The organism is Saccharopolyspora gloriosae, assembly GCF_014203325.1.
Classification (GTDB): domain Bacteria; phylum Actinomycetota; class Actinomycetes; order Mycobacteriales; family Pseudonocardiaceae; genus Saccharopolyspora_C; species Saccharopolyspora_C gloriosae.
This window is the reverse complement of record NZ_JACHIV010000001.1, coordinates 6,454,718-6,477,816: the sequence shown is the minus strand read 5'-3', so window position 1 is coordinate 6,477,816 and position 23,099 is coordinate 6,454,718. Positions and strand designations below refer to the sequence as shown.

Sequence of the window (23,099 nt, the reverse complement as noted above, 5' to 3'; positions counted from 1 at the left end):
AACAGGGGAGTGGTCGCCGCCCGGGGTCGACCGGAGCCGCTCCGAAGCAAGCCGCCGATGTCTCGTTACATCGGCGGCTCTTCTTTGTTCGTTTCCACCGCCGAGCCGAACCCGGCTACCGGCGGGGCGCCGACGCGGAACGTCGTCGGCGTGATCGGCGAGCGACCCGCGGCGATTCGCGGCATCGAAGGCCCGTCGGGATCCGCGGTCGACCTACGTCGCAGATACCGACATATCACCCAAAATATTGATCGTCACCGTGACGAAAGGCCCCGGTGTCATCCTTCGCGGATCTCACGGAGCTTTTCGGCCTCTCCGGGCAACAACAACTCGGCGAGCCGCTCCAGGTCGTCCACCGACCCGAACTCCACGACGATCCGGCCCTTCCGCTTCCCCAGATCCACTTTGACCTTCGTGTCGAAGCGATCCGAGAGCTTCTCCGCCAACCCCTGGAGGCCGGGGGACTGCAGCTGCTTGCGCGGAGCCGGCTTCTCCTTCGCGGGGCCCTCACTCTTCTTGAGGGTCACCGCCTCCTCGGTCGCCCGCACCGACAGGCCCTCGGCGACGATCCGCGAGGCCAACTCCTCCTGGCCGCCCGAGTCGTCCAAGGCGAGCAGCGCGCGAGCATGTCCCGCCGAGAGCACCCCGGCGGCGACCCGCCGCTGCACCGGCATCGGCAACCGCAGCAGGCGGATCGTGTTCGTGATGACCGGACGGCTCCGGCCGATGCGCTCGGCCAGCTCGTCGTGTGTCACGTCGAACTCGTCCAGCAGCTGCTGGTACGCCGCCGCTTCCTCCAGCGGGTTCAGCTGCACGCGGTGGATGTTCTCCAGCAGCGCGTCCCGCAGCAGCGCGTCGTCCTGGGTCTCCCGGACGATCGCCGGAATGACCTCCAGGCCGGCGCGCTGCGAAGCGCGCCACCGCCGCTCACCCATGATGAGCTCGAACTGATCCGGCTCGACCTCACGCACCACGATCGGCTGCATCAGGCCGAACTCGCGGATCGAGTGCTCCAGCTCGGCCAGCGCCTCCTCGTCGAAGACCTGCCGCGGCTGCCGGGGGTTCGGCGTGATCGACGCGGTCACGATCTCCCGGTACGTCGCGCCCGCCACCGTTCCGCCGCTCGTTTCACGTGAAACCGGCTCCGGCGCGCTCGCACCATCCCCCGAGATGGGGGAGGAGGGTGGCGTGAAGCCGGACCCGCGGACGGTGACTCCGGTGGAAGAGCCGCCGTCTTCGGCAGGAGGTCCGCTCGGAATCAGCGCCGCGAGACCGCGCCCCAAACCACCCTTGCGTTCGGTCATGCCGTCTTCCTCTCCACACCCCGCTCGGCGATCTCCTTCGCCGCATCCAGGTAGCTCATCGAACCCCGCGAACCGGGATCGTAATTCAGCACCGTCTTCCCGAAGCCCGGCGCCTCGGAGATCTTCACGCTGCGCGGGATGACCGTCCGCAGCGTCAGCTCGCCGAAGTGGCCGCGGACCTCGTTGGTCACCTGATCCGCCAGCTTGGTGCGACCGTCGTACATCGTCAGCAGGATCGTCGAGACCCACAGCGCCGGGTTCAGGTGCGCCTGCACCAGCTCGATGTTGCGGAGCAGCTGCCCGAGACCTTCCAGCGCGTAGTACTCGCACTGGATCGGGATCAGCACCTCGTGCGCCGCGACCATCGCGTTCACCGTGAGCAGGCCGAGCGACGGCGGGCAGTCGATGAAGACGTAGTCGGGGGCGATCTGCTCGATCGCGTCGGACTTGAGCGCCTCCTTGAGACGCCCCTCCCGCGCGACCATCGACACCAGCTCGATCTCGGAGCCGGCCAGGTCGAGCGTCGCCGGGACGCAGTAGAGGTTCGGCGACTCGGTGCTCACGGCCGCCGCGTCCGCGATGCTGATCTCGCCGAGCAGCACCTCGTACACCGAGGGGACGCCGGACCGGTGGTCCACGCCGAGCGCGGTGCTCGCGTTCCCCTGCGGGTCCAGGTCGATCACGAGGACCTTCAGCCCCTGCACCGCCAATCCGGCCGCGAGGTTCACCGTGCTCGTCGTCTTGCCCACGCCGCCCTTCTGGTTGGCGACCGTGAGGATCCGCCGCCGGTCCGGTCGGGGCAGCTGCATCGTCTCGGGGTGCAGCACCCGGGTGGCCCGTTGAGCTTCTTCCATGATCGGAGTCCAGCCCACGCCATCCGCGGGGAATGCTTCATTCACCTGCTGAACGCGCTCTTCCGCTCCCGAAGGAAAACGCATGGAACCCATCACGCGCCCCTTCGTTTCACGTGAAACACGATCCGCTCCGTTCGACTCCGTCACCGTCCACGATCCTTCCTCGCTCTACGGCCGCCGTCACGACGCCGACCGGGCGCTTTCTGGGACACCCGCTCCACGACGACGACCGTCGTCGGTACATCGAGCACTTCATCGCCACACGACTTCACTTCACCGTGGCTGCCACCGGCCGCTTGAATCGCGGCCGCATCGCGTTCCAGTTCTTCCGCAGCGGTGGATCCCTTCAACGCGAGCAGCCGCCCGCCGGGACGCAGCAGGGGAAGGCACCACGCGGTGAGGCGCTCCATCGGTGCCACGGCCCGAGCGGTGACCACGTCCTGATCGGCGAGCCGATCACGCACCGGGCCTTCCTCGGCACGCCCACGCACCACCTCTACGGAGAGATCCAGTTCCTCGACGACTTCCCGCAGCCATGCCACTCGTCGAGCCATCGGCTCCAGCAGAACCAGCTCGATATCGGGGCGAGCGATCGCCAGCGGGATGCCCGGCAACCCTGCCCCTGAGCCTACGTCCACGACACGGCAATTCGGTGGCAGCAACTCCGCGAGTACCGCAGAGTTCAACAGATGGCGGTCCCACAGTCGGTCCAGTTCGCGTGGGCCGATCAGTCCGCGTCGCACACCTTGCTCGGCGAGCATCGCGGCGAACCGCTCCGCTCCCGGAAGACGATCGCCGAAGACCGCTTGAGCGGCCGCCGGAACCGGGATCGGATCACCTTCTGCTGCGATCACAGTCTTCCATCCTGTTCTCGTTGTTTCACGTGGAACGGGGCGCGTCCACCAAGTCGGTACGGAGTTGTTTCACGTGGAACGGGCTCAACGGGCGGCGCTCTGGTTTCACGTGAAACACGGGACCGGATCAAGGGGTCCGCGCGACGCCCTTCATCATCTCAGCCCGAAGTCGCTCTTGCTCTCGCACCTGGTTTCACGTGAAACGCGCCCGACAGGAGCTCCGCGGTTTCACGTGAAACGCAGTCCCGGGGGAGCGATGGCGCCGTTTCACGTGAAACCGGGACGCCCAGACGGCGCGGTCGGATGCGGGCACGACACGAGGCGGCGGGGGAGTGACGGGAGACGACTCGGCGACCGGAAGTGGTCGCCGGGCTCCACGAACAACGGGTTCGGTTCACACGCGAACGGGTCGCGGACAAGAAGACGCCCGGCCGGGAGATCCCGGCCGGGCGTCCTGATCGAGCACCCGCGTCGCCACGCGGGCAGTGGGTCAGCTGGACTTGTACACGACGACCTTGCGACTCGGCTCTTCGCCTTCGCTCTCGCTGTGCACGCCGTCCACCGCTGCGACCGCGTCGTGGATGATCTTCCGCTCGAAGGGGGTCATCGGACGCAACCGCGCCTCGTTGCCCGACTCCAGCACCTCTTCGGCCGTGGTGCGGCCGAGCGTGCTGAGCTCCTCGCGCCGACCCGCGCGCCACCCGGCGACGTCCAGCATGAGCCGGCTGCGCACCCCGGTGTCCTGCTGCACCGCGAGCCGGGTCAGCTCCTGCAGCGCCTCCAAGACCTGGCCGCGCGAGCCGACCAGCTTCTCCAGATCGCCGCCGCCCTCGATGCTCACGACCGCGCGGCCGGCCTCGACGTCGAGGTCGATGTCACCGTCGTAGTCCAGCAGGTCGAGCAGCCGCTCCAGGTAGTCACCGGCCACGTCGCCCTCTTGGACGAGCAGGGTCTCGGTATTGCTGCGCTCCTGGTCGGCGTTCGGCGTGGACTCCGCCGACTCCTCGACCTTGGTCGGTTCCTGCACGGTTTCAGACACTGGGCGTCTCCTCTCCAGGGGTACGCGACGTCGATCAGCGGGACTCGCCTGGCCGGTTGTCGCGGGAACGGTCTTCGAGCACCCCGGGGGCATCACCGGGCTGGTCTGTGGTGGCGGCCGGCGCAGGGGAGGCGTCCTCGGCTTCCTCGCCGCGGGCTGGCTCGCCCGGTTCCGCGGTCGTCCGCTCCGCGTCGCTCGCCGGAGCCGGAGCGGGAGCGGGAGCGATCTCCGGCGTCGGGGCCGCGGTGGTCGACGCCTCCGAGGCGGTCGTGGTGACCGCGGTCCCGTCGATCACGGTCGCCGCAGCCGCGGACTCGGCCTCTTCGCGGTCGATGCGGGTGTAGACGATCCGCTGCTGGGCCAAGGTCCAGAAGTTGTTGGCGAGCCAGTACAGCAGGATCGCCAGCGGCAGGAACGGGCCACCGATGATCGCGAACATCGGGAAGACCCACAGCACCATGCGGTTCATGATCTCGGTCTGCGGGTTCTGCGCCGCCTCAGCGGTCTGGCGCTGCACCGAGTGCCGCGAGGTGAAGTGGGTGGCGATCGCCGCCGCGATCATCAGCGGCACACCGACGATCAGCATCGACGTCCGGTCCGTGCCGAAGGCCGCGAGCACCTCGGGCGTCTGGCTGATCGTGTTCGACAGCTTCGCGCCGAACAGATCGGCGGACACGAAGGAGGCGACCTCCTCCTTGCCGAACACGAAGTTCGACTCCGCGCCGGGGCGGAACCCGTTGAGCACGTGGAACAGGCCGATGAAGACCGGCACCTGCACCAGCATCGGCAGGCAACCGGAGATCGGGTTGAACCCCTGCTCCTGCTGGAGCTTCTGCATCTCCTGCGCGAGCCGCTGCTTGTCGTGGCCGTACTTCTCCTGCAGGGAGCGGACCTGCGGGGCGAACTCCTGCATCTTCTTCATCGACCGCACCTGGTGCACGAACGGCTTGAACAGCAGCGCTCGCAAGGTGAAGACGAGGAACACCACCGACAGCGCCCAGGCGTACCCGCTGGCGGGGTCGAGGACGAAGCCGAAGATCTCGTGCCAGAACCAGAGGATCGCCGAGACCGGGTAGTAGATGAAGTCGAGCACTAGTCCTCCGCGGGGGGTCGGGGCGCTTCGCCCGGCTCGGCCGCCGAGCGCCCGGCGCGGTCCCGCCGAGGTGGGACGAAGTCGAGGCCGCCGGGGTGCCATGGGCCGCAGCGCAACAACCGCCGCGCAGTGAGCCAACTGCCGTAGAGCGCTCCGTGCACGGTCAGCGCTTCGACCGCGTAGGCGCTGCAGCTCGGGTAGAACCGGCAGGTCGGCGGGAGCAGCGGCGAGATGATCTTTCGGTACACGTGCACCGGCCCCAGCAGCAGCCAGGCGGCCGGGCTCGGCCGTGCTGGTCCGCCGTGGTCATGCGATTCCGACATCCGGGGCCTCCGCCGCTATCTGGAACTCGCCACCGGACCGCCGGGCTGCGCCACGCGCAGTTTGCGCAGCGCCGCGTCAAGATCCGATCCGAGATCACGGCTCGGTGCGTTCGCGGCTGGAGGGAGTGCCCGCACCACCACCAGTGTGCCAGCGGGCAGCAGTGGAAGGCGGTCACGCATCAGGTGCCGGAGCCGCCGGGTCACCCGATGCCGCAGCACCGCGTTGCCCACGGCTTTGCTCACGACAAAACCCACGCGGGCCGGTTCGCCGGTATCCCGAGTGGGTTCGATGTCCGAAGTCGGCCGCGAGTTCTCCGCGGACGACGCCGCTGGTTCCGCACCAGGACCGCCCGAGTCGGGCAGCGCGGCCTCGGTGGAGCGCCCCGGAGCAGGCTCCGGACGCGCCGCACGATCGGAGTCGTCCACCGCCGAATCCCGGCGATCTCGATCCGACCCGCTCGGCGCCGCGCCGACCTCAGGACGTGCGGAACCGGCCGCGGTGGCTCGGACCTCGGTCCGAGCCACCGCGTTCGGTGTCAGCAGGTGCACCACCAGCCGGGCACGACCCGCACGGCGGCCACGACGGACCGCCAGGCGAAACTCCTGGCTAGTGGTCAGCCGGGCGACCGCGGGCAGCACTGGCCGCTAATCAGGCGGTCAGCGAGCTGCGGCCCCTGCGGCGACGCGCGGACACGATGGCGCGACCGGCGCGGGTACGCATGCGAAGCCGGAACCCGTGCTTCCGGGAACGGCGACGGTTGTTCGGCTGGAAGGTGCGCTTGCCCTTGCTCACGGTGGATCTCCCCGTTACTTCAGGCCCGTTGGAACAGGCACGTGCTCGGCCCGATGGCTCGGTCAAGATGTCCCCGCCCGCCGTAGCGGCCATCGTGTCGAGCTCACCCCCGCTAACGAGGGGAGTCTGCACGCGGTGACACCGGGTGGTGCCCCGCGCACTGTGCTCGGAGATCTGGCGAAATCCAAGCGCGGCGACATTCCCGCTCGTGCGGCGGGGGACTGCACGAGGCTACGCCGCCTGCTCCGATACCCGGTCACCGGGGTGCTCGGCGAGGCTCCCGACGCCTGCGAACACCCGCCTTGTGAGGTGATCTCGGCCTTGTTAGGTTGTCCCTCCTGCGATGCGCGCCCGGCGGTGTGGGAGCTGTCGGCACCGAGCGTCACCTGGATCGCAGCCGCGGCGGGGCCCCAGGGGGGATGTCCGAGGTTCGCTGCCGTACCTTCATGCACAGTTGTGGATAACTCTGTGGATACCTGTCCCGGGCGTTCGCGGAGCCAGTTCATCATCACCCCGCGCCGGCAGCGCCGCACTGGCAACAGGTGTGGGAGTCACGGTGCGGGTCACGTGCCGGCGAGGGGAGCGCAGGGGTGTCCGACCACCAAACCGAGCTTGGTCGGGTCTGGGACGAGGTCGTGCTGGAGTTGTCCTCCGGCACGCTGTCGCCGCAACAACGCGCCTGGATGCGCGTGACCCGGCCGATCGGCCTGCTGGATGGTACGGCACTGCTGGCCGCTCCCAGTGACTTCGCGAAGGAAGCGATCGAGCGGGCGCTGCGCGACCCGATCACCGATGCGCTCTCGCGCCGGCTGGGCCGGGAGGTCTCGCTCGCGGTCAAGGTCGACACCGCGGTGCCCGCGCCGACCCGTCCGCTGGCCGCGCCGGAAGCACGCCCCGACACCCCGGCCCGCACCGGATCCGAGACCGCGGCCGAGCGGCCCGCCGGGTTCGGCATCGCCTACGACTCCTCGCCGTACATCGCCGGCGGCCCCACTGCCTACTCCGCGCAGTCCCGCCGGCCGGAGGCGTTCGGCAACTCCGCGCAGGGTTCGATCAGCGGTTCGCTTCCCGCGAAGCAGGTCGGTACGCCGTACGCCGCGGAACCGCAGTACGCGCCGGAGCCGAAGTACAGCCCGGAGCCGTCCTACTCGCCGGAGTCCCAATACCCCTCCGAGCCGAAGTACGGCCAGGAGTCCCAGTACTCGGCCGAGCCGCAGTACTCCACCGAAGGCCGGGCCGAGCCGGAGCGCTACGCCGAGCAGTGGCCGACGGCGCAGGACCCCGTCGCCGAGCAGGACGAGGACGAGGTGGAGGAGGAGTCCGCCGACCAGGAGGACTCCACACCGACCGAGGCGAACGTGTGGCCGACCTTCGGCCGCGGGCAGCACGCCGAGCAGCACCCGCCGGGCCAGCCGTTCACCGCGCCGAAGCACGCGCCGCCGACCTCGCAGACCCGGTTGAACGCGAAGTACACCTTCGACACCTTCGTCATCGGCGCCTCGAACCGGTTCGCCCACGCGGCGGCGGTCGCAGCGGCCGAAGCACCGGCTCGCGCCTACAACCCGCTGTTCATCTGGGGCGAGTCCGGGCTGGGCAAGACCCACCTGCTGCACGCCGTGGGGCACTACACCCAGCGGCTGTTCCCCGGGATGCGCGTGCGGTACGTGTCCACGGAGGAATTCACCAACGACTTCATCAACTCGCTGCGCGACGACCGGCAGGTGGCGTTCCAGCGCCGCTACCGCGACGTGGACGTGCTGCTGGTCGACGACATCCAGTTCTTGGAGGGCAAGGAAGGAACTCAGGAGGAGTTCTTCCACACCTTCAACACGCTGCACAATTCGAACAAGCAGATCGTGGTGTCCTCCGACCGGCCGCCGAAGGGGCTGCGCACGCTGGAGGACCGGCTGCGGACGCGGTTCGAGTGGGGCCTGATCACCGACATCCAGCCGCCCGAGCTGGAGACGCGCATCGCGATTCTGCGCAAGAAGGCCGCGCAGGACCGGATGGCCGCGCCCGCCGAGGTGCTGGAGTTCATCGCCGCCCGCATCGAGCGCAACATCCGCGAGCTGGAGGGGGCGCTGATCCGGGTCACGGCGTTCGCGTCGTTGAACCGGCAGCCGGTGGACGTGCAGCTCGCGGAGATCGTGCTGCGGGACCTGATCCCCGATTCGCAGACCCCGGAGATCACCGCGCCGACCATCATGGCCGTGACGGCGGAGTACTTCGCGGTCACCATCGACGACCTGTGCGGTCCGGGCAAGACGAAGGCGTTGGCGCAGGCGCGGCAGATCGCGATGTACCTGTGCCGGGAGCTGACCGATTCGTCGCTGCCGAAGATCGGTCAGAGCTTCGGCGGCCGAGACCACACGACGGTGATGCACGCGGACAAGAAGATCCGCAAGGAAATGGCCGAACGCCGCCGGGTCTACGACCAGGTGCAGGAGCTGACCTCCCGCATCAAGCAGCAGTCGCGCGGCTGAACCGTCGTCGCGCGGCCCCGCCCGGCGCGGTGCGCGGTCTTCGCGGCTGCGCTGTCGGCTGGTTCGAGTATCGCCCTTTCGCCACGTCATGCCTGCTCAGGAGCCTTTTCAGGCGGTGTCTGAGCGGATCAGCGGCCCTCCCGGAGGAACATTGAGCGGCACGTCTCAGTGATATCACTGAGTCGCTGCACGTCACTGCTTCAAGTCGCCGGGCGTCGGCCCGCCGACGTCCGCCCCGAACGGCGCTCGTAGCGCTCGGGCAGCGGTTCGGATGGCCGCGGCCGGCGTGCTGCCCGGCCGAGCCGCCGCGACCGATCCTCCCGGCCGGATCCGCCGAATCTTTCTGTCGGGGCCCCCGGTCGCGACCAGGCCGCCTCGGCAGAAAATTCGTCGCGTTCTCCCGCGGGCTCGCCTACCCCGGCGCCGAGGCGTTCGCTCGCGGCATCGCGCCGGGACCTCCCCACGCGAGCGCGGACGCCGCACCTTTCTGCCAAGCCTGCGAGGTCGCTCCACCCCGCTCCGGCAGAAAGATCCGACCGTCGACCGGGCCCGAACGACCGCTCGCCGGTCCCCGTGCGGCCACCGGCGGCCGGCGCGCGCCTGTGGAGAACCCGAAATCAGCACGCTTCGCGCACGACTGGACGCACAGCGCACGCGGCACGACGGATCGAGCGCCCGAACCTGAACGCGGGCCGTTCGCGGACGCCGACTTTTCTGCACAGGCGAAGTGGTCTTGCCCTCACCCCTCGCCAGAAAACCCTCGATGCGGCCGAGCTGTCCACAGCTCGGCTGTCCCCAGGTATGACCTGGAGTTTTCCCCAATCCATGCACACCCTGTGCACAACGATCCCCGACCTGCCCACAGGCGATCCCCCGGTTGGCCACAGGAAACCCACAGATCTGCCCACAACCCGATCGGTGGAGGTGCCCGAAACACCGGTTCATCCGCAGAGGCTGGGTACAACTGGGGGGTCAGCTGTGGATGGAGGTGTGGACAACATGGGCTCAATGTGGACAACCTCGGAGCGGTCACAAGTTGTCCACGACCCGTTCAGACCATCCACCGGTTACCCCCAGTCCCCATCCACAGCTGAACGGGTGCCGTGAGCTGCCAAAACAAGGGTTATCCCCACAACCCACAACCCTTACTACTACTGCTCTCTTTTCTTTTCTTTTGAATGAAGAAAAAAAGAAGAGAGAGGGGCGGTGGACAAGTGGACAACTTCGGCTCCGCGGCCCGAACCGACCGCTTCGAGAGCCAGGACCCGGATGCGGCGATCACGCCGAACGCTCTACGGTGGGACTCCCGCGATGGTCGTGGCGAAGCGGAGCCCCGAGCTCCCGGCCATCTCGTGGGACGAGTTCCGAAGCGCCTCGAACCAGGTGCCGCCCGTCTCAGGCGGCCCGCACCCGAGCGACGTCGCGGAACTCCGACCTCCGAAAGCCCCGCACGCAGCAACAGCACTCCCGGAGCTGGCCGCCCCCACGGCGCCAGCAGCGTTCTCCCCGGCAGCCGGCCTCGGCCGAAACCGAAAGGACATCGATGAAGATCCGCGTGGAACGTGACGGTCTTGCCGACGCCGTCGCCTGGGTCGCGCGCAGCCTGCCGTCGCGGCCGCCGGTCCCGGTGCTGGGCGGGGTGCTGCTGGACGCGAGCTCCGGCGAAGCGCTGACCATCTCCGGCTTCGACTACGAGGTGTCCGCCCAGGTCACGACCGAGGCCTCCATCGACTCCACCGGCAAGACGCTGGTCTCCGGGCGGTTGCTGGCCGACATCACCAAGTCGCTGCCGAACCGGCCCGTCGAGATCACCGTCGACGGTTCGCGCGTGACGATCACCTGCGGCAGTTCCCGGTTCAGCCTGCCGACGATGCCGGTCGAGGACTACCCGGAGCTGCCCGCGATGCCGGAGCGGGCCGGCGCGGTCCCCGGCGACCTGTTCTCCGCCGCCGTCGCCCAGGTCGCGGTCGCGGCCGGCCGGGACGACACGCTGCCGATGCTCACCGGCGTCCGCATGGAGATCAACGCCGACCGGCTCACCATGGTCGCCACCGACCGGTTCCGGCTGGCGATGCGGGAGTTCACCTGGGAGCCCGACGAGTCGATCAACGACACCGCGATCCTCGTCCCGGCCAAGACCCTGGCCGAGTCCGCCAAGACCCTCGGCGGTTCCGGCGCGAAGGTCGAGATCTCGCTGGCCTCCGGCGACGGCCTGCTCGGCCTGTCCGGCACGACCCGGCGCAACACGACCCGGCTGCTGGACGCGGAGTTCCCCAAGTACCGCCAGCTGCTGCCGTCCGAGACCGCCGCGACCGCGATCATCGACGTGGCCCCGCTCGTCGAAGCGATCAAGCGCGTGTCGCTGGTCGCCGAGCGCGGCACCCAGGTGCGGCTGGAGTTCTCCGACTCCGGCCTGCGCCTGACCGCCGGTGGCGACGACGAGGGCAGCGCCGAAGAGGAGCTCCCGGTGGAGCTCGCCGGTGAGCCGCTGACCATCGCGTTCAACCCGACGTACCTGCTCGACGGCCTGGGCGCGCTCAAGACCGACCGCGCCCAGATGCTGTTCACCACATCCAACCGCCCCGCGTTGCTCAAACCGGTCGGGGAGGATGGTGAGGTGGTCGAGGGCTACCTCTACCTGCTGATGCCGGTGCGCCTGCCGGGCTGAGGTGGTCCCGGCGCTCGCCGCGATCCGCGCGGGCGCCGATCACGTGCGACACCGGGTCGCGCCGGAACGGCAGGCTCGGGCAACAACCAGTCTCGAAGGGGAAGATCCGGTGCAACTGGGACTTGTGGGTCTCGGCCGAATGGGCTTCAACATGCGCGAGCGGCTGCGGGCCGCCGGGCACGAGGTCGTCGGCTACGACCGGAACCAAGAGGTCAGCGACGTGGCCTCGATCGCCGACCTGGCGAACGGGCTGACCGGCCCGCGCATCGTGTGGATCATGGTTCCGCACGGTGAACCCACCAAGCAGACCATCACCGCCCTCGCCGAGGTCCTCTCCGAAGGAGACCTGGTGATCGAGGGCGGCAACTCCAGGTTCACCGAGGACCAGGCGAACGCGGCCCTGCTCGCCGAGCACGGCGTGAAGTACGTCGACGTCGGCGTGTCCGGCGGGGTGTGGGGCGCGACGAACGGCTACGGGCTGATGGCCGGCGGCGACGCCGCGGACATCGAGCGCGCGCTGCCGATCTTCGACGCGCTGCGCCCGGAGGGTCCGCGCGAGGAGGGCTTCGCGCACGCGGGCCCCGTCGGCGCCGGGCACTACGCGAAGATGGTGCACAACGGCATCGAGTACGGCCTGATGCAGGCCTACGCCGAGGGCTTCGAGCTGCTGGCCGCCTCCGAGGTGGTCACCGACGTGCCGGCGACGATCAAGGCGTGGAGCCGCGGCACCGTCGTCCGCTCCTGGCTGCTGGACCTGCTGGTGCGCGCGGTGGACGAGGACCCGGAGCTGCAGAAGCTGCGCGGGTACGTCTCGGACTCCGGCGAGGGCCGCTGGACGGTGGAGGAGTCGGTGCGCAACGCCGTGCCGACCCCGGTGATGACCGCCGCGCTCTACGCGCGGTTCGCCTCCCGGCAGGACGACTCGCCCGCGATGAAGGCCGTCGCCGCGCTGCGCAACCAGTTCGGCGGGCACGCGGTGGAGACCAACGAGGGCTGAGTCGCCGAGTCGCCATGTCGACACGGTGACATGTCGGTGAGGTGATCCCGCGCGGGTCACCTCACCACGTGCCCGGCCGGGCCGCCCCCGGCTGCGGCCGGTTCCGCGCGCGTCCCGCTCGCGCGACCCGATCCGGTGGGAGCGCTTTGTACGTCCGACATCTGCAAGTGACCGACTTCCGCTCGTGGCCGCAGGCCGACCTGACCTTCGAACCCGGCGCGACCGTGCTGGTCGGCTCCAACGGCCAGGGCAAGACGAACCTGGTCGAGGCCTTGGGCTACGTCGCCACCCTCGGGTCGCACCGGGTGTCGAGCGATTCGCCACTGGTGCGCTACGGGGCGCAGCGGGCGTTCGTGCGGGCCTCGGTGATCAACGGCGGCCGGGAGCTGCTGGTCGACCTGGAGATCACGCCGGGCAAGGCGAACCGCGCGCGGATCAACCGCGGTGCGCCCGGCAAGCCCCGCGACGTGCTGGGCATCCTGCGGACGGTGCTGTTCGCGCCGGAGGACCTCGCGGTGGTGCGCGGTGATCCGGGGGAGCGGCGCCGGTTCCTGGACGAGCTGCTGGTGTCGAGGTCGCCGCGGTACGCGGGGGTGCGCTCCGACTACGAGCGGGTGCTGCGGCAGCGCAGCGCGCTGTTGAAGTCGGCGGGCGGCGCGCGGCGCGGTGGTCAGGCGCCGGACCTGCGGACCTTGGAGGTCTGGGACGGCCACCTCGCCAAGCACGGCGCGGACCTGCTGGCGGCGCGGCTCGACCTCGTCGCCGACATCGCACCGCACGTGACCAGCGCTTATGCCAGCGTCGCCGAGACGGGCACGGACAGCGCACCCGCCGGGCGGGTCGCGGACCTGCGGTACCGCAGCAGCCTCGGCGACTCGCTCCCGGAGGGCTACGGCGTGCCGATGGGGCCGCGGGCCGACCGGGCCGCGCTGGAGTCCGCGCTGCTCGTGGAGCTGGAGCGGGTGCGCGGTCAGGAGCTGGAGCGGGGCGTGTCCCTGGTCGGACCGCACCGCGACGACCTGGACCTGGTGCTCGGGGAGCTGCCGGCGAAGGGCTACGCGAGCCACGGCGAATCGTGGTCGTTCGTGCTGGCGTTGCGGCTGGCTTCGTACCACCTGCTCGCCGAGGATGGCGCGGAGCCGGTCTTGATCCTCGACGACGTGTTCGCCGAGCTGGACCGGCGGCGGCGTTCGCGGCTGGCCGAGCTGGTCGCGGACGCCGAGCAGGTGCTGGTGACCGCCGCGGTGGGGGAGGACGTGCCCGCCGAGCTCGCCGGTACCCGCTTCGACGTTCGGGACGGGGAGGTCAGCCGTGTCGAGTGACGGGTCGGCAGGCCCTCGGCCAGGTGAAACACGCAGGGTGAGTGGGCCCTCCCCGAAGTTACCCACAACTGGGGATAAGGCTGTGGATGGTGTGGATAACTCGATGACATCGGGCGAGCACGCAGGGCGATCCACCGCTTCCGAGGACTCGGCGGCGGGCGCGACGCCCCTCGGATCCGACGGCGCTGAGCTGCACGGATCGGACCTGGCGCGGGCCGCGCTGCAGGCCGCCAAGGAGAAGTCGAAGGCCAAGCGCCGGACCAAGCGCAGCGTCATCGGGGCCGGTGGTTCCCGGCGGCGCCGCCGCTGGTCGGGGCCGGGAGCGGACGACCGCGACCCGCAGCCGCTGGGCAGGCTGGCCTCGCGGATCGCCGCGGACCACGGGTGGAACGACCGGCTCTCCGGCGGTCACGTCTTCGCCCGCTGGACGAGCCTGGTCGGTGGCGACATCGCCGAGCACACCAAACCGGTCGCGCTGTCCGACGGAGAACTGACCGTGCAGGCCGAGTCGACGGCCTGGGCGACCCAGCTGCGCCTGCTGCAGCGGCAGATCCTGCAGCGCATCGCCGACGGCGTCGGCAAAGGCGTGGTCCGCAAGATCAAGGTGCAGGGGCCGGCGGCACCCAGTTGGCGGCACGGGCCGCGGCACGTGCCGGGGCGCGGCCCGCGGGACACCTACGGCTGAGCCCGCGGGCTCGCGCGAGCCCGCGCAGGAGCCGCGCGGACGTGCTCACGGGTCTCGGATGGTATCCCGATCCGAGTTATCGGCTCTGTGAGGAATTCAGGGGTGTCCTTGCCGCACTCCTGTCAGGGAGACCCAGTAGAATCAATTGGGTGGGTGCGGCAGCTCGCGTCGCCGAACGCCCGGTCCCTACGTCCGCACCGTCGTTCGACCGCCGGTCGCGCGCGTGCGCCGGGCCGGACGACGAGCCGCGCCCGCTGTGGCCGGGCTCCCGTGCGCGGGTGCCGCAGGCGGCCGTAGGACGGCCGGGCCACCCGACACACTGCCGGTTCGAGGAGACACCGAGGCCCGTGGCATCAAAGAAGAACGAATACAGCGCGTCGTCGATCACCGTGCTGGAGGGCTTGGAAGCCGTCCGCAAGCGCCCCGGCATGTACATCGGTTCGACCGGTGAGCGCGGCTTGCACCACCTCGTGTGGGAGGTCGTGGACAACTCCGTCGATGAGGCGATGGCCGGGTACGCGACCACCGTCGAGGTGACGTTGCTGGCCGACGGCGGTGTGCGGGTCACCGATGACGGCCGCGGCATCCCGGTGGACATGCACCCCGTGGAGAAGAAGCCGACCTTGGAGGTCGTGCTGACCGTGCTGCACGCGGGCGGCAAGTTCGGCGGGGACTCCTACGCGGTCTCCGGTGGTCTGCACGGTGTCGGTGTGTCGGTCGTCAACGCGCTCTCCAGCGCGCTCGAAGCGGAGATCTACCGCGACGGCAGCGTGTGGCGGCAGCGCTACGAGGACTCCAAGCCCGTCACCGACGTGAAGAAGGGCGAGGGGACCAAGAAGAACGGCACCTCGATCACCTTCTGGGCGGACCCGAACATCTTCGAGACCACCCGCTACAACGCGGAGACGGTGTCGCGGCGCCTGCAGGAGATGGCCTTCCTGAACAAGGGGCTGACCATCGTGCTGCGCGACGAGCGCCTCGCCGAGGAGGACGAGTCTGGCGAGGACGCGGGCGGTCAGGCGGCCCGCGCCAAGGAGCGCACCTTCCACTACCCGGGCGGGCTGGAGGACTTCGTCAAGCACATCAACGCGACGAAGGAACCGATCCACCGCAAGGCCGTCGCCTTCAACGCCTCCGGCACCGGGGTGGAGCTGGAGGTCGCGATGCAGTGGAACTCCGGCTACAACCAGTCGGTCTACACCTTCGCGAACACGATCAACACGCACGAGGGCGGTACTCACGAGGAGGGCTTCCGCTCGGCGCTGACCCGCGTGGTCAACGCCTACGCGAAGGAGAAGAAGCTCCTCAAGGAGAAGGACGGCAGCCTCACCGGCGACGACGTCCGCGAAGGCCTCGCGGCGATCGTGTCGGTGAAGGTCCGCGAGCCGCAGTTCGAGGGCCAGACGAAGACGAAGCTGGGCAACACCGAGGTCAAGTCCTTCGTGCAGACCGCGGCCTTCGAGTGGCTCAACGACTGGTTCGAGCGCAACCCCGCCGACGCCAAGACGATCATCAACAAGGCGGTCGGTTCGGCGCAGGCGCGGATGGCGGCGCGGCGGGCGAAGGAGCTGGTGCGGCGCAAGAGCGCGATGGACATCGGCGGCCTGCCCGGCAAGCTCAAGGACTGCCAGTCCAGCAACCCGGAGGAGTGCGAGCTCTACATCGTCGAGGGCGACTCGGCGGGCGGTTCGGCCAAGGACGGCCGGGAGTCGCGCTTCCAGGCGATCCTGCCGCTCCGCGGCAAGATCATCAACGTGGAGAAGTCGCGGATCGACAAGGTCCTCAAGAACAACGAGGTCCAGGCGATCATCACCGCGCTGGGCACCGGCATCCACGACGAGTTCGACCTGGCGAAGCTGCGCTACCACAAGATCGTGCTGATGGCCGACGCCGACGTCGACGGCCAGCACATCCGGACGCTGCTGCTCACGCTGCTGTTCCGGTTCATGCGCCCGCTGATCGAGAACGGGCACGTGTTCCTGGCCCGCCCGCCGCTGTACAAGATCAAGTGGCCGCGCGCGGAGCCCGAGTTCGCCTACTCCGATCGGGAGCGCGACGGACTGCTGGAGGCGGGCGCCGCCGCCGGGCGCAAGCTGCCGAAGGACGACGGCATCCAGCGCTACAAGGGTCTGGGCGAGATGAACCCGCAGGAGCTGTGGGAGACCACGATGGACCCGGAGACCCGGCTGCTGATGCAGGTGTCGCTGGACGACGCGGCCACCGCGGACGAGTTGTTCAGCGTGCTCATGGGCGAGGACGTCGAGGCGCGCCGCTCGTTCATCGTCCGCAACGCCAAGGACGTCGGCTTCCTCGACGTCTGACCCTGGGACCGCTCGGAATGGTCTGCGTAGGTGGTTACTCAGCGGAACCTCAGTGGTTTCCTCGCTGCGGGATCTTTTTCCCGAGTGGCTCCGCCACGAGGGAAAAAGCCGTCCTCGCGAGGAAACCACTGAGAACCCGCCGCGGTGCCGGTTGCTCTGGTGGTCGCCGCTCAGCGGCTTCGCCGCTGACAAGACACCGAACAAAGATCCTTCCGCACGGCTCGCCTCGTCCGAACGCGCTCGAACGGGATCGAGCGCCGTGACCAGGCCGCAGCGCCTGGCATGCCGCGACCCCGGGAGTTCGCGCTCCCGCGTCGCGCCGGCGCAGGAACCCGCCCAACTCGCCTGAAAGGAACCTCCACTCGTGACGGACATCCTGCCGCCGGAGAGCGGCCGCGTAGAACCGGTCGACATCCAGCAGGAGATGCAGAACTCCTACATCAACTACGCGATGAGCGTGATCGTCGCGCGGGCGCTGCCCGACGTGCGCGACGGGCTCAAGCCGGTGCACCGCCGGGTGCTCTACGCGATGTACGACTCCGGCTTCCGGCCGGACCGCGGTTACGTGAAGTGCTCCCGCGTCGTCGGTGAGGTGATGGGCAACTACCACCCCCACGGCGACTCGGCGATCTACGACACCCTGGTCCGCCTGGCGCAGCCGTGGGCGATGCGCCACCCCCTCATCGACGGTCAGGGCAACTTCGGTTCGCCGGGCAACGACCCGGCCGCGGCCATGCGGTACACCGAGTCGCGGCTGAAGCCGTTGGCGATGCACATGCTCGCCGACATCGAAGAGGACACCGTCGAGTTCTCCGACAACTACGACGGCCGCACGCAGGAACCGGACGTGCTGCCCGCGCGCATCCCGAACCTGCTGGTCAACGGTGGTAGCGGGATCGCGGTCGGGATGGCGACGAACATCCCGCCGCACAACCTGCGCGAGGTCGCCGACGGCGTCGTCTACCTGCTGGAGAACCCCGACGTCGACGACGAGACGCTGCTCGAGGAGCTGATCCGCCGGGTCAAGGGACCGGACTTCCCGACCCGCGGCCTCATCCTCGGCACCAACGCGATCGCCGACGCGTACCGCACCGGTCGCGGCTCCATCAAGATGCGCTCGGTCGTCTCCGTCGAGGAGGACGCCAAGGGCCGCACCTCGCTGGTCGTCACCGAGCTGCCGTACCAGGTCAACCCGGACAACCTGATCGAGAACATCGCGGCGATGCACCGCGACGGCAAGATCAGCGGGATCTCCGACATCGCCGACGAGTCCAACAGCCGTCGCGGCATGCGGATCGTGTTCACCTTGAAGCGCGACGCGATCCCGAAGGTCGTGCTCAACAACCTCTACAAGCACACCCAGCTGCAGACCACGTTCGGCGTGAACATGCTGGCGCTGGTCGAGGGCGTGCCGCGCACGCTGCGCATCGACCAGGTGATCCGGTACTACGTCAACCACCAGATCGAGGTCATCGTCCGGCGCACCCGGTTCCGGCTGCGCAAGGCCGAGGAACGCGCCCACGTGCTGCGCGGCCTGGTCAAGGCGCTGGACGCGCTGGACGCGGTGATCGCGCTGATCCGCCGGTCGCCCACCGTCGACGAGGCCCGCACCGGCCTGATCGCGCTGCTCGACGTGGACGAGGTCCAGGCCGACGCGATCCTGGAGATGCAGCTGCGGCGGCTGTCCGCGCTGGAGCGGCAGAAGATCGTCGACCGGCTCGCCGAGCTGGAGCTGGAGATCGAGGACTACAAGGACATCCTCGCCAAGCCCGAGCGGCAGCGGCAGATCATCCGCGAAGAGCTCATGGAGATCGTCGACAAGTACGGCGAGGACCGCCGCACCAAGATCGTGCCCTACGAGGGCGAAGTCTCCATGGAAGACCTCATCGCCGACGAGGACGTCGTCGTCACGATCACCCGCACCGGCTACGCGAAGCGGACCCGCACCGACCTGTACCGGGCGCAGAAGCGCGGCGGCAAGGGAGTGCAGGGCGCGCAGCTCAAGCAGGACGACATCGTGTCGCACTTCTTCGTGTGCTCCACCCACGACTGGATGCTGTTCTTCACGAACAAGGGCCGGGTGTACCGGGCGAAGGCCTACGACCTGCCGGAGGCCAACCGCACGGCCCGCGGCCAGCACGTGGCGAACCTGCTCGCGTTCCAGCCCGACGAGCACATCGCCCAGGTCATGCAGATCAAGGACTACACCGCCGCGCCCTACCTGGTGCTCGCCACCAAGAACGGCCTGGTCAAGAAGTCCCGCCTCACCGACTTCGACTCGAACCGTTCGGGTGGACTCATCGGGGTGAACCTGAAGGACGAGGACGAGCTGGTCGGCGCGGTGCTGTGCTCCGAGGAGGACGACCTGCTGCTGGTCTCCGCCGAGGGCCAGTCGATCAGGTTCCACGCCACCGACGAGGCGCTGCGCCCCATGGGACGCGCCACGTCAGGCGTGCTCGGCATGCGGTTCAACACCGGTGACGAGCTGCTCGCGATGGGCGTCGTGCGGGCCGGTCGCTTCGTCCTCGTCGCCACCGACGGGGGCTACGCCAAACGGACCGAGATCGACGACTACCCGGTCCAGGGCCGTGGCGGCAAGGGTGTGCTCACCGTTCAGTACGACCGCAAACGTGGGAGGCTTGTCGGGGCGCTCATCGTCGACCTGGACGATGAGCTCTATGCGATCACTTCCACCGGCGGCGTCATCCGGACCACCGCCAAGGAGGTTCGCAAGGCAGGCAGGCAGACGAAGGGGGTGCGTCTGATGAACCTGGGCGACGGAACTTCGGTGGTGGCCATCGCGCGCAGCGCCGACGAGGCCGCCGATCCGGACGCCGCCGGGCCTGAGCCGACGAAGTAGCGACCGCCGATGACGATCATGAAGGATCTCTCGTGACATCTTCCGAGAAGCCGGAGCGTCCGGAGGGGCACCCGGGTGACCAGGACGCCGACCAGACGACCGGCCAGAACTCCCAGCACACCTCGGTGATGACCGGGCAGACCGACGCCGCCGCGCAGAGCGACGGCGAGGTGTCGGCCGCGGCCGACGGGGCCAACGGCGACACGGCCTCGAAGCCGAACGGGTCCGAGACCTTCGAGGGCACCGAGACCCCGCCGCCGTGGCAGCGCACCGGCGCCGGAACCGGTGCGGCCGACGGCCACGCCGAAGCTCCGGCGACACCGGGCTTCGACACCGCGCAGACCCAGGGCATCCCGACGAGCGGGTACGACCAGGAGACCGTCCGCACCGAGATCCCCTCGCAGGGCTCCTCGGACGGGCGCGGCGCGGTGAACTTCGGTGCGGCGGCTCGTCCGGGCGCGCAGACGCCCAGCGCTCGCCGGCCCAGCCGGGGACCGCGGCGGGCGAGCCTGCAGGTCAAGCGGCTCGACCCGTGGTCGGTGCTGAAGCTGGCACTGGTGCTCAGCGTGGCGATGTTCTTCGTGTGGATGATCGCGGTCGCCGTGCTCTACGGCGTGCTCGACGGCATGGGCGTGTGGGACTCGCTGAACGGCACGTTCACCGAGCTCACCTCGCCGGAGGACGCGGCCAGCGAGGAATTGATCAGCGCGGGCCGCGTGTTCGGCGTCGCCTCCATCATCGGTGCGATCAACATCGTGCTGTTCACGGCGCTGGCGACGGTGAGCGCGTTCATCTACAACGTGGCCGCCGACTTCGCCGGTGGCGTCGAGGTCACGCTGTCCGAGCGGGAGTGATCCGTTCCGGGGCGGCGATCCGCGCGATCGCCGCCCCGGAGCCCGGACCCCCCTTCGTGGCGGACGCCGGGCGTCGTGTAATCTTCGAGTCACACCAAGGGCCTATAGCTCAGGCGGTTAGAGCGCTTCGCTGATAACGAAGAGGTCGAAGGTTCAAGTCCTTCTAGGCCCACCCTTCCTGTCAAGGATGTTTCCCCGATGCCCGCGGTCCGCGGGTGCCCCGTTCTAGGAGGCGACCGGAAATGAAGAAGCTTCTCGCACTCGCCGTCGTTGCCGGTGCCGTTCTGTTCGTCGTCCGCCGCAACCGCGCTGCCAAGGCCGAGGCCGACCTCTGGCGCGAGGCCACCGCCGGCGAGGTGTGAGCCGACCTTCGGCTCACCGGTCGGCCCTGCCGACCAGCCACTGCGGCCGCGGATCTCTGTCCCGACCCTGATGTGGTCGCCTGAGTACGCTCGTACGACAGCGGTGGAGTTCCGGCGGCCGGGTGCTCCGGCACCCACGGGGACGTAGCTCAATTGGCAGAGCACCGCCTTTGCAAGGCGGGGGTTAGGGGTTCGATTCCCCTCGTCTCCACTTGAGGAGTCTGGTCGACGCTTTGCGTCTTCCCGGCTCCTTTTTGTTCGTACGGGGGCCGAGCCCCCGTAGGCCCCCACGGTGCGGTGGCTGGGGTTTGTGGGGCTTCTCTTGTTGGGAGGGGTCCCGGCCTGCTCTTTGACCAGCGGTTCGAGGGCGAGTGCGCTTTCTTGGTCGCCGCTGTGGGTATAGCCGGTCAGAGCATCTTGTCTTTTCTTCGTCGTCGGGCTTGGCGTTTCCTGATGGGCTGACCTCGCCGATGCGTAGGCGCGGCCATGATCGTCCCTGGTGGGCGTTGTGGCGGTTGGTTCTGATCGCCGGAGTCCGAGGCCATGGCTCTGGTGTGCCTCATGTCACCGGTGTTGATCCTTGAGTGTGACGTGAGGTCACGGTGTGCCCTGGAGCTCAAGGAGGCGATCCATGAGCGCATCGTTCGAACACAAGGTGTTGAAGTGCAAGCAGACCTGGAAGGGCTTCGACTACGAGGGGCTTGAGAAGGAGCTCGACGAACTCGGGCGCCACGGCTGGCAGGCGGTGGGCACGATCGCCCCGGCGCTCGGCAGCGGGCACACACACGAGATCGTCATCGTTCTCACGCGGTCGCGCGACTGAAGATCGTCGCGCAGGGGCACTCCGGAAGCGCGGCTCCGGAGCGACGACGCGGTGCCGTGCGCCGGTGACGCCACCGGGGCGCAGGAGCCACCGCGCGCCCTCGCCGGGCGGGAGATCGAAGTGGTCTCCCGCCCGATCGCGGCCCGGCTCAGAGTCGCGCCGGTGCCGCGTAGTCCTTGAGCTCGACGGTGTCGGCGACGCGTTCCATGCCTCGGGCGACGAGCCGTTTCGGCAGGTAGGGCAGCAGCCGGACGGAGCGGTTGCGCCTCCGCAGCTGCCGGGACGAGTCCGGCATCAGCCCGCCGTCGCCCGCTCCGCGGGCGAACTCCTGGGCGCGGTCGACGAACCGGCGCATCGCCTGCTCGTAGGCGGGGAAGGCGACGCGGTGATCACCGTCGGCCGCGGCGAGCTCCCCGGCCAGCACGTACGCGCCGACCAGCGCGAGGCTGGTGCCGATGCCCGACATGGGGGAGGCGCAGCAGGCGGCGTCGCCGAGGAGCGCGACGCGGTGCCGTGACCAGGTGTTCACCCGCACCTGGCTGACCCGGTCGAAGTAGAAGTCCGGCGCGTCCGGCAGCGCGGACAACATCCCCGGCACTTCCCAGCCGTCCTGCTCGAAGTGGCGGGTGAGGATGCGCTGCTGCGCCTGGACGTCGTGCCGGTCGTGGGTTTCGGGGGCGCCGCGCCAGAAGAAACCGGCGAGCGACCTGCCCGGTTCGGGCAGCGGCACGAGGCCCGCCGTCCTGCCGGGCCGGCCGTTCCGGGCGGCGACGGTGTGCATCAGCTGCCAGCCCTCGAGGTCCAGCTCGGTCGGCGTCGTGAACAGCGAGAGGGAGCAGCCGAGGTCGTGCAGGTAGCGCTCGTGCGGCCCGAAGACGAGGCGGCGGACCTCCGAGCGCACCCCGTCGGCGCCGATCAGGAGGTCGAAGTCCCGCGCACCGCCCGATTCGAAGGTGGCCCGGACACCGCCGTAGGTCTGCTCGACCGCGGTGATCGAGTCGCCGAAGACGTACTCGACCTCGGCGCGGGTGGTCTCGTGCAGGATCCGCGCGAGATCGGTCCGGCGCAGGGCCAGCTCGGCGACCGGGCCGCCGGAGTGGCCGAACACGTCGGTTCCCAGCGTCGCGACCCGGTTGCCCGCGCTGTCGACGAACGCCATGCCCCGCGCGCCGGTGTGCGCTTGGCGGACCCGGGCGACGATGCCGGTCCGCTCGGCCACCTCCCGCGCGGTGCCGCGGATGTCGACGACGTGTCCTCCCGTGCGCGGGGCGGGTGCGCGTTCCACGACGGTCGGTTCGAACCCGTAGCGGCGCAGCCAGTGCGCCAGCGTCGGTCCGGCGATCCCGGCTCCGGAGATGAGGACGCTGCGGGTGGTCATGGTTCCCCCTGGTTCTGCCGTCGTCGGCACTTCGCCCGGTCGGCTCGGGCTAGCAGTGCGTACGGCGTATCGATTCGACGGCCAAG

The 23,099-nt window shown here is 69.4% G+C and carries 18 protein-coding genes, 2 tRNA genes and 1 pseudogene; 12 read left to right on the top strand and 9 right to left on the bottom strand.

The window, feature by feature from the left end; translation table 11 throughout:
• Positions 1 to 278 precede the first annotated feature (278 nt).
• From BJ969_RS28170 to rpmH, 8 genes are all read right to left on the bottom strand, one after another.
• Positions 279 to 1,304, bottom strand: coding sequence for a ParB/RepB/Spo0J family partition protein (locus tag BJ969_RS28170; RefSeq protein ID WP_184484015.1), 1,026 nt, complete (start codon positions 1,302 to 1,304; stop codon positions 279 to 281).
• Complete coding sequence (locus BJ969_RS28165) at positions 1,301 to 2,158, bottom strand: ParA family protein (RefSeq protein WP_246457118.1); 858 nt, start codon at positions 2,156 to 2,158, stop codon at positions 1,301 to 1,303. The genes BJ969_RS28170 and BJ969_RS28165 overlap by 4 nt, the downstream gene beginning before the upstream one ends.
• Before the next feature lie 143 nt (positions 2,159 to 2,301).
• On the bottom strand, positions 2,302 to 3,012 hold the full coding sequence (rsmG, locus tag BJ969_RS28160; RefSeq protein ID WP_184484011.1) for a 16S rRNA (guanine(527)-N(7))-methyltransferase RsmG: 711 nt from the start codon (positions 3,010 to 3,012) through the stop codon (positions 2,302 to 2,304).
• A 490-nt stretch (positions 3,013 to 3,502) separates the two neighbouring features.
• Positions 3,503 to 4,051: a R3H domain-containing nucleic acid-binding protein gene (locus BJ969_RS28155; RefSeq protein WP_184484009.1), complete on the bottom strand. Its 549-nt coding sequence runs from the start codon at positions 4,049 to 4,051 to the stop codon at positions 3,503 to 3,505.
• A gap of 34 nt (positions 4,052 to 4,085) precedes the next feature.
• Positions 4,086 to 5,144: a membrane protein insertase YidC gene (yidC, locus tag BJ969_RS28150; protein WP_184484007.1), complete on the bottom strand. Its 1,059-nt coding sequence runs from the start codon at positions 5,142 to 5,144 to the stop codon at positions 4,086 to 4,088.
• A complete protein-coding gene (gene yidD / locus BJ969_RS28145; protein WP_184484005.1) occupies positions 5,144 to 5,467 on the bottom strand; it encodes a membrane protein insertion efficiency factor YidD in 324 nt (107 codons plus the stop codon). Before yidD ends, yidC begins: the two co-directional genes overlap by 1 nt.
• A gap of 15 nt (positions 5,468 to 5,482) precedes the next feature.
• Entirely contained in the window at positions 5,483 to 5,686 is a 204-nt protein-coding gene (locus BJ969_RS31070; protein ID WP_425503621.1) for a ribonuclease P protein component, read from the bottom strand.
• Positions 5,687 to 6,116: 430 nt separating this feature from the next.
• Positions 6,117 to 6,260: a 50S ribosomal protein L34 gene (gene rpmH / locus BJ969_RS30425; protein WP_184484001.1), complete on the bottom strand. Its 144-nt coding sequence runs from the start codon at positions 6,258 to 6,260 to the stop codon at positions 6,117 to 6,119.
• 590 nt (positions 6,261 to 6,850) lie between these two features.
• On the opposite strand from rpmH, the gene dnaA reads away from it, so the two are divergent.
• From dnaA to BJ969_RS28080, 12 genes and pseudogenes are all read left to right on the top strand, one after another.
• Positions 6,851 to 8,743 carry a chromosomal replication initiator protein DnaA gene (dnaA, locus tag BJ969_RS28130; RefSeq protein ID WP_184483999.1) on the top strand — a complete coding sequence of 631 codons (1,893 nt, stop codon included), beginning with the start codon at positions 6,851 to 6,853 and terminating at the stop codon, positions 8,741 to 8,743.
• 1,543 nt (positions 8,744 to 10,286) lie between these two features.
• Complete coding sequence (dnaN, locus tag BJ969_RS28125; RefSeq protein WP_184483997.1) at positions 10,287 to 11,411, top strand: DNA polymerase III subunit beta; 1,125 nt, start codon at positions 10,287 to 10,289, stop codon at positions 11,409 to 11,411.
• Position 11,412: 1 nt separating this feature from the next.
• Positions 11,413 to 12,408, top strand: coding sequence for a phosphogluconate dehydrogenase (NAD(+)-dependent, decarboxylating) (gnd, locus tag BJ969_RS28120; RefSeq protein WP_343071640.1), 996 nt, complete (start codon positions 11,413 to 11,415; stop codon positions 12,406 to 12,408).
• Positions 12,409 to 12,554: 146 nt separating this feature from the next.
• A complete protein-coding gene (recF, locus tag BJ969_RS28115; protein WP_184483995.1) occupies positions 12,555 to 13,730 on the top strand; it encodes a DNA replication/repair protein RecF in 1,176 nt (391 codons plus the stop codon).
• 103 nt (positions 13,731 to 13,833) lie between these two features.
• Positions 13,834 to 14,415, top strand: a complete 582-nt coding sequence (locus tag BJ969_RS28110; protein ID WP_246457117.1) for a DciA family protein — start codon at positions 13,834 to 13,836, stop codon at positions 14,413 to 14,415.
• A 347-nt stretch (positions 14,416 to 14,762) separates the two neighbouring features.
• Complete coding sequence (gene gyrB / locus BJ969_RS28105) at positions 14,763 to 16,736, top strand: DNA topoisomerase (ATP-hydrolyzing) subunit B (protein ID WP_184483992.1); 1,974 nt, start codon at positions 14,763 to 14,765, stop codon at positions 16,734 to 16,736.
• Positions 16,737 to 17,100: 364 nt separating this feature from the next.
• Entirely contained in the window at positions 17,101 to 19,596 is a 2,496-nt protein-coding gene (gene gyrA / locus BJ969_RS28100) for a DNA gyrase subunit A (protein WP_184483990.1), read from the top strand.
• Positions 19,597 to 19,628: 32 nt separating this feature from the next.
• Entirely contained in the window at positions 19,629 to 20,450 is an 822-nt protein-coding gene (locus BJ969_RS28095) for a DUF3566 domain-containing protein (protein ID WP_343071639.1), read from the top strand.
• Between the two features lie 98 nt (positions 20,451 to 20,548).
• Positions 20,549 to 20,622 (top strand) — tRNA-Ile (locus BJ969_RS28090).
• Positions 20,623 to 20,692: 70 nt separating this feature from the next.
• Positions 20,693 to 20,800, top strand: a pseudogene (locus tag BJ969_RS29875) (DLW-39 family protein); the annotation flags it as partial.
• A gap of 150 nt (positions 20,801 to 20,950) precedes the next feature.
• Positions 20,951 to 21,023: transfer RNA gene (locus BJ969_RS28085), tRNA-Ala, on the top strand.
• 420 nt (positions 21,024 to 21,443) lie between these two features.
• Positions 21,444 to 21,635 carry a DUF4177 domain-containing protein gene (locus BJ969_RS28080; RefSeq protein ID WP_184483988.1) on the top strand — a complete coding sequence of 64 codons (192 nt, stop codon included), beginning with the start codon at positions 21,444 to 21,446 and terminating at the stop codon, positions 21,633 to 21,635.
• Positions 21,636 to 21,783: 148 nt separating this feature from the next.
• On the opposite strand, the gene BJ969_RS28075 is transcribed toward BJ969_RS28080, so the two are convergent.
• Entirely contained in the window at positions 21,784 to 23,013 is a 1,230-nt protein-coding gene (locus BJ969_RS28075) for an FAD-dependent monooxygenase (RefSeq protein ID WP_184483986.1), read from the bottom strand.
• Between the last annotated feature and the right edge of the window lie 86 nt (positions 23,014 to 23,099).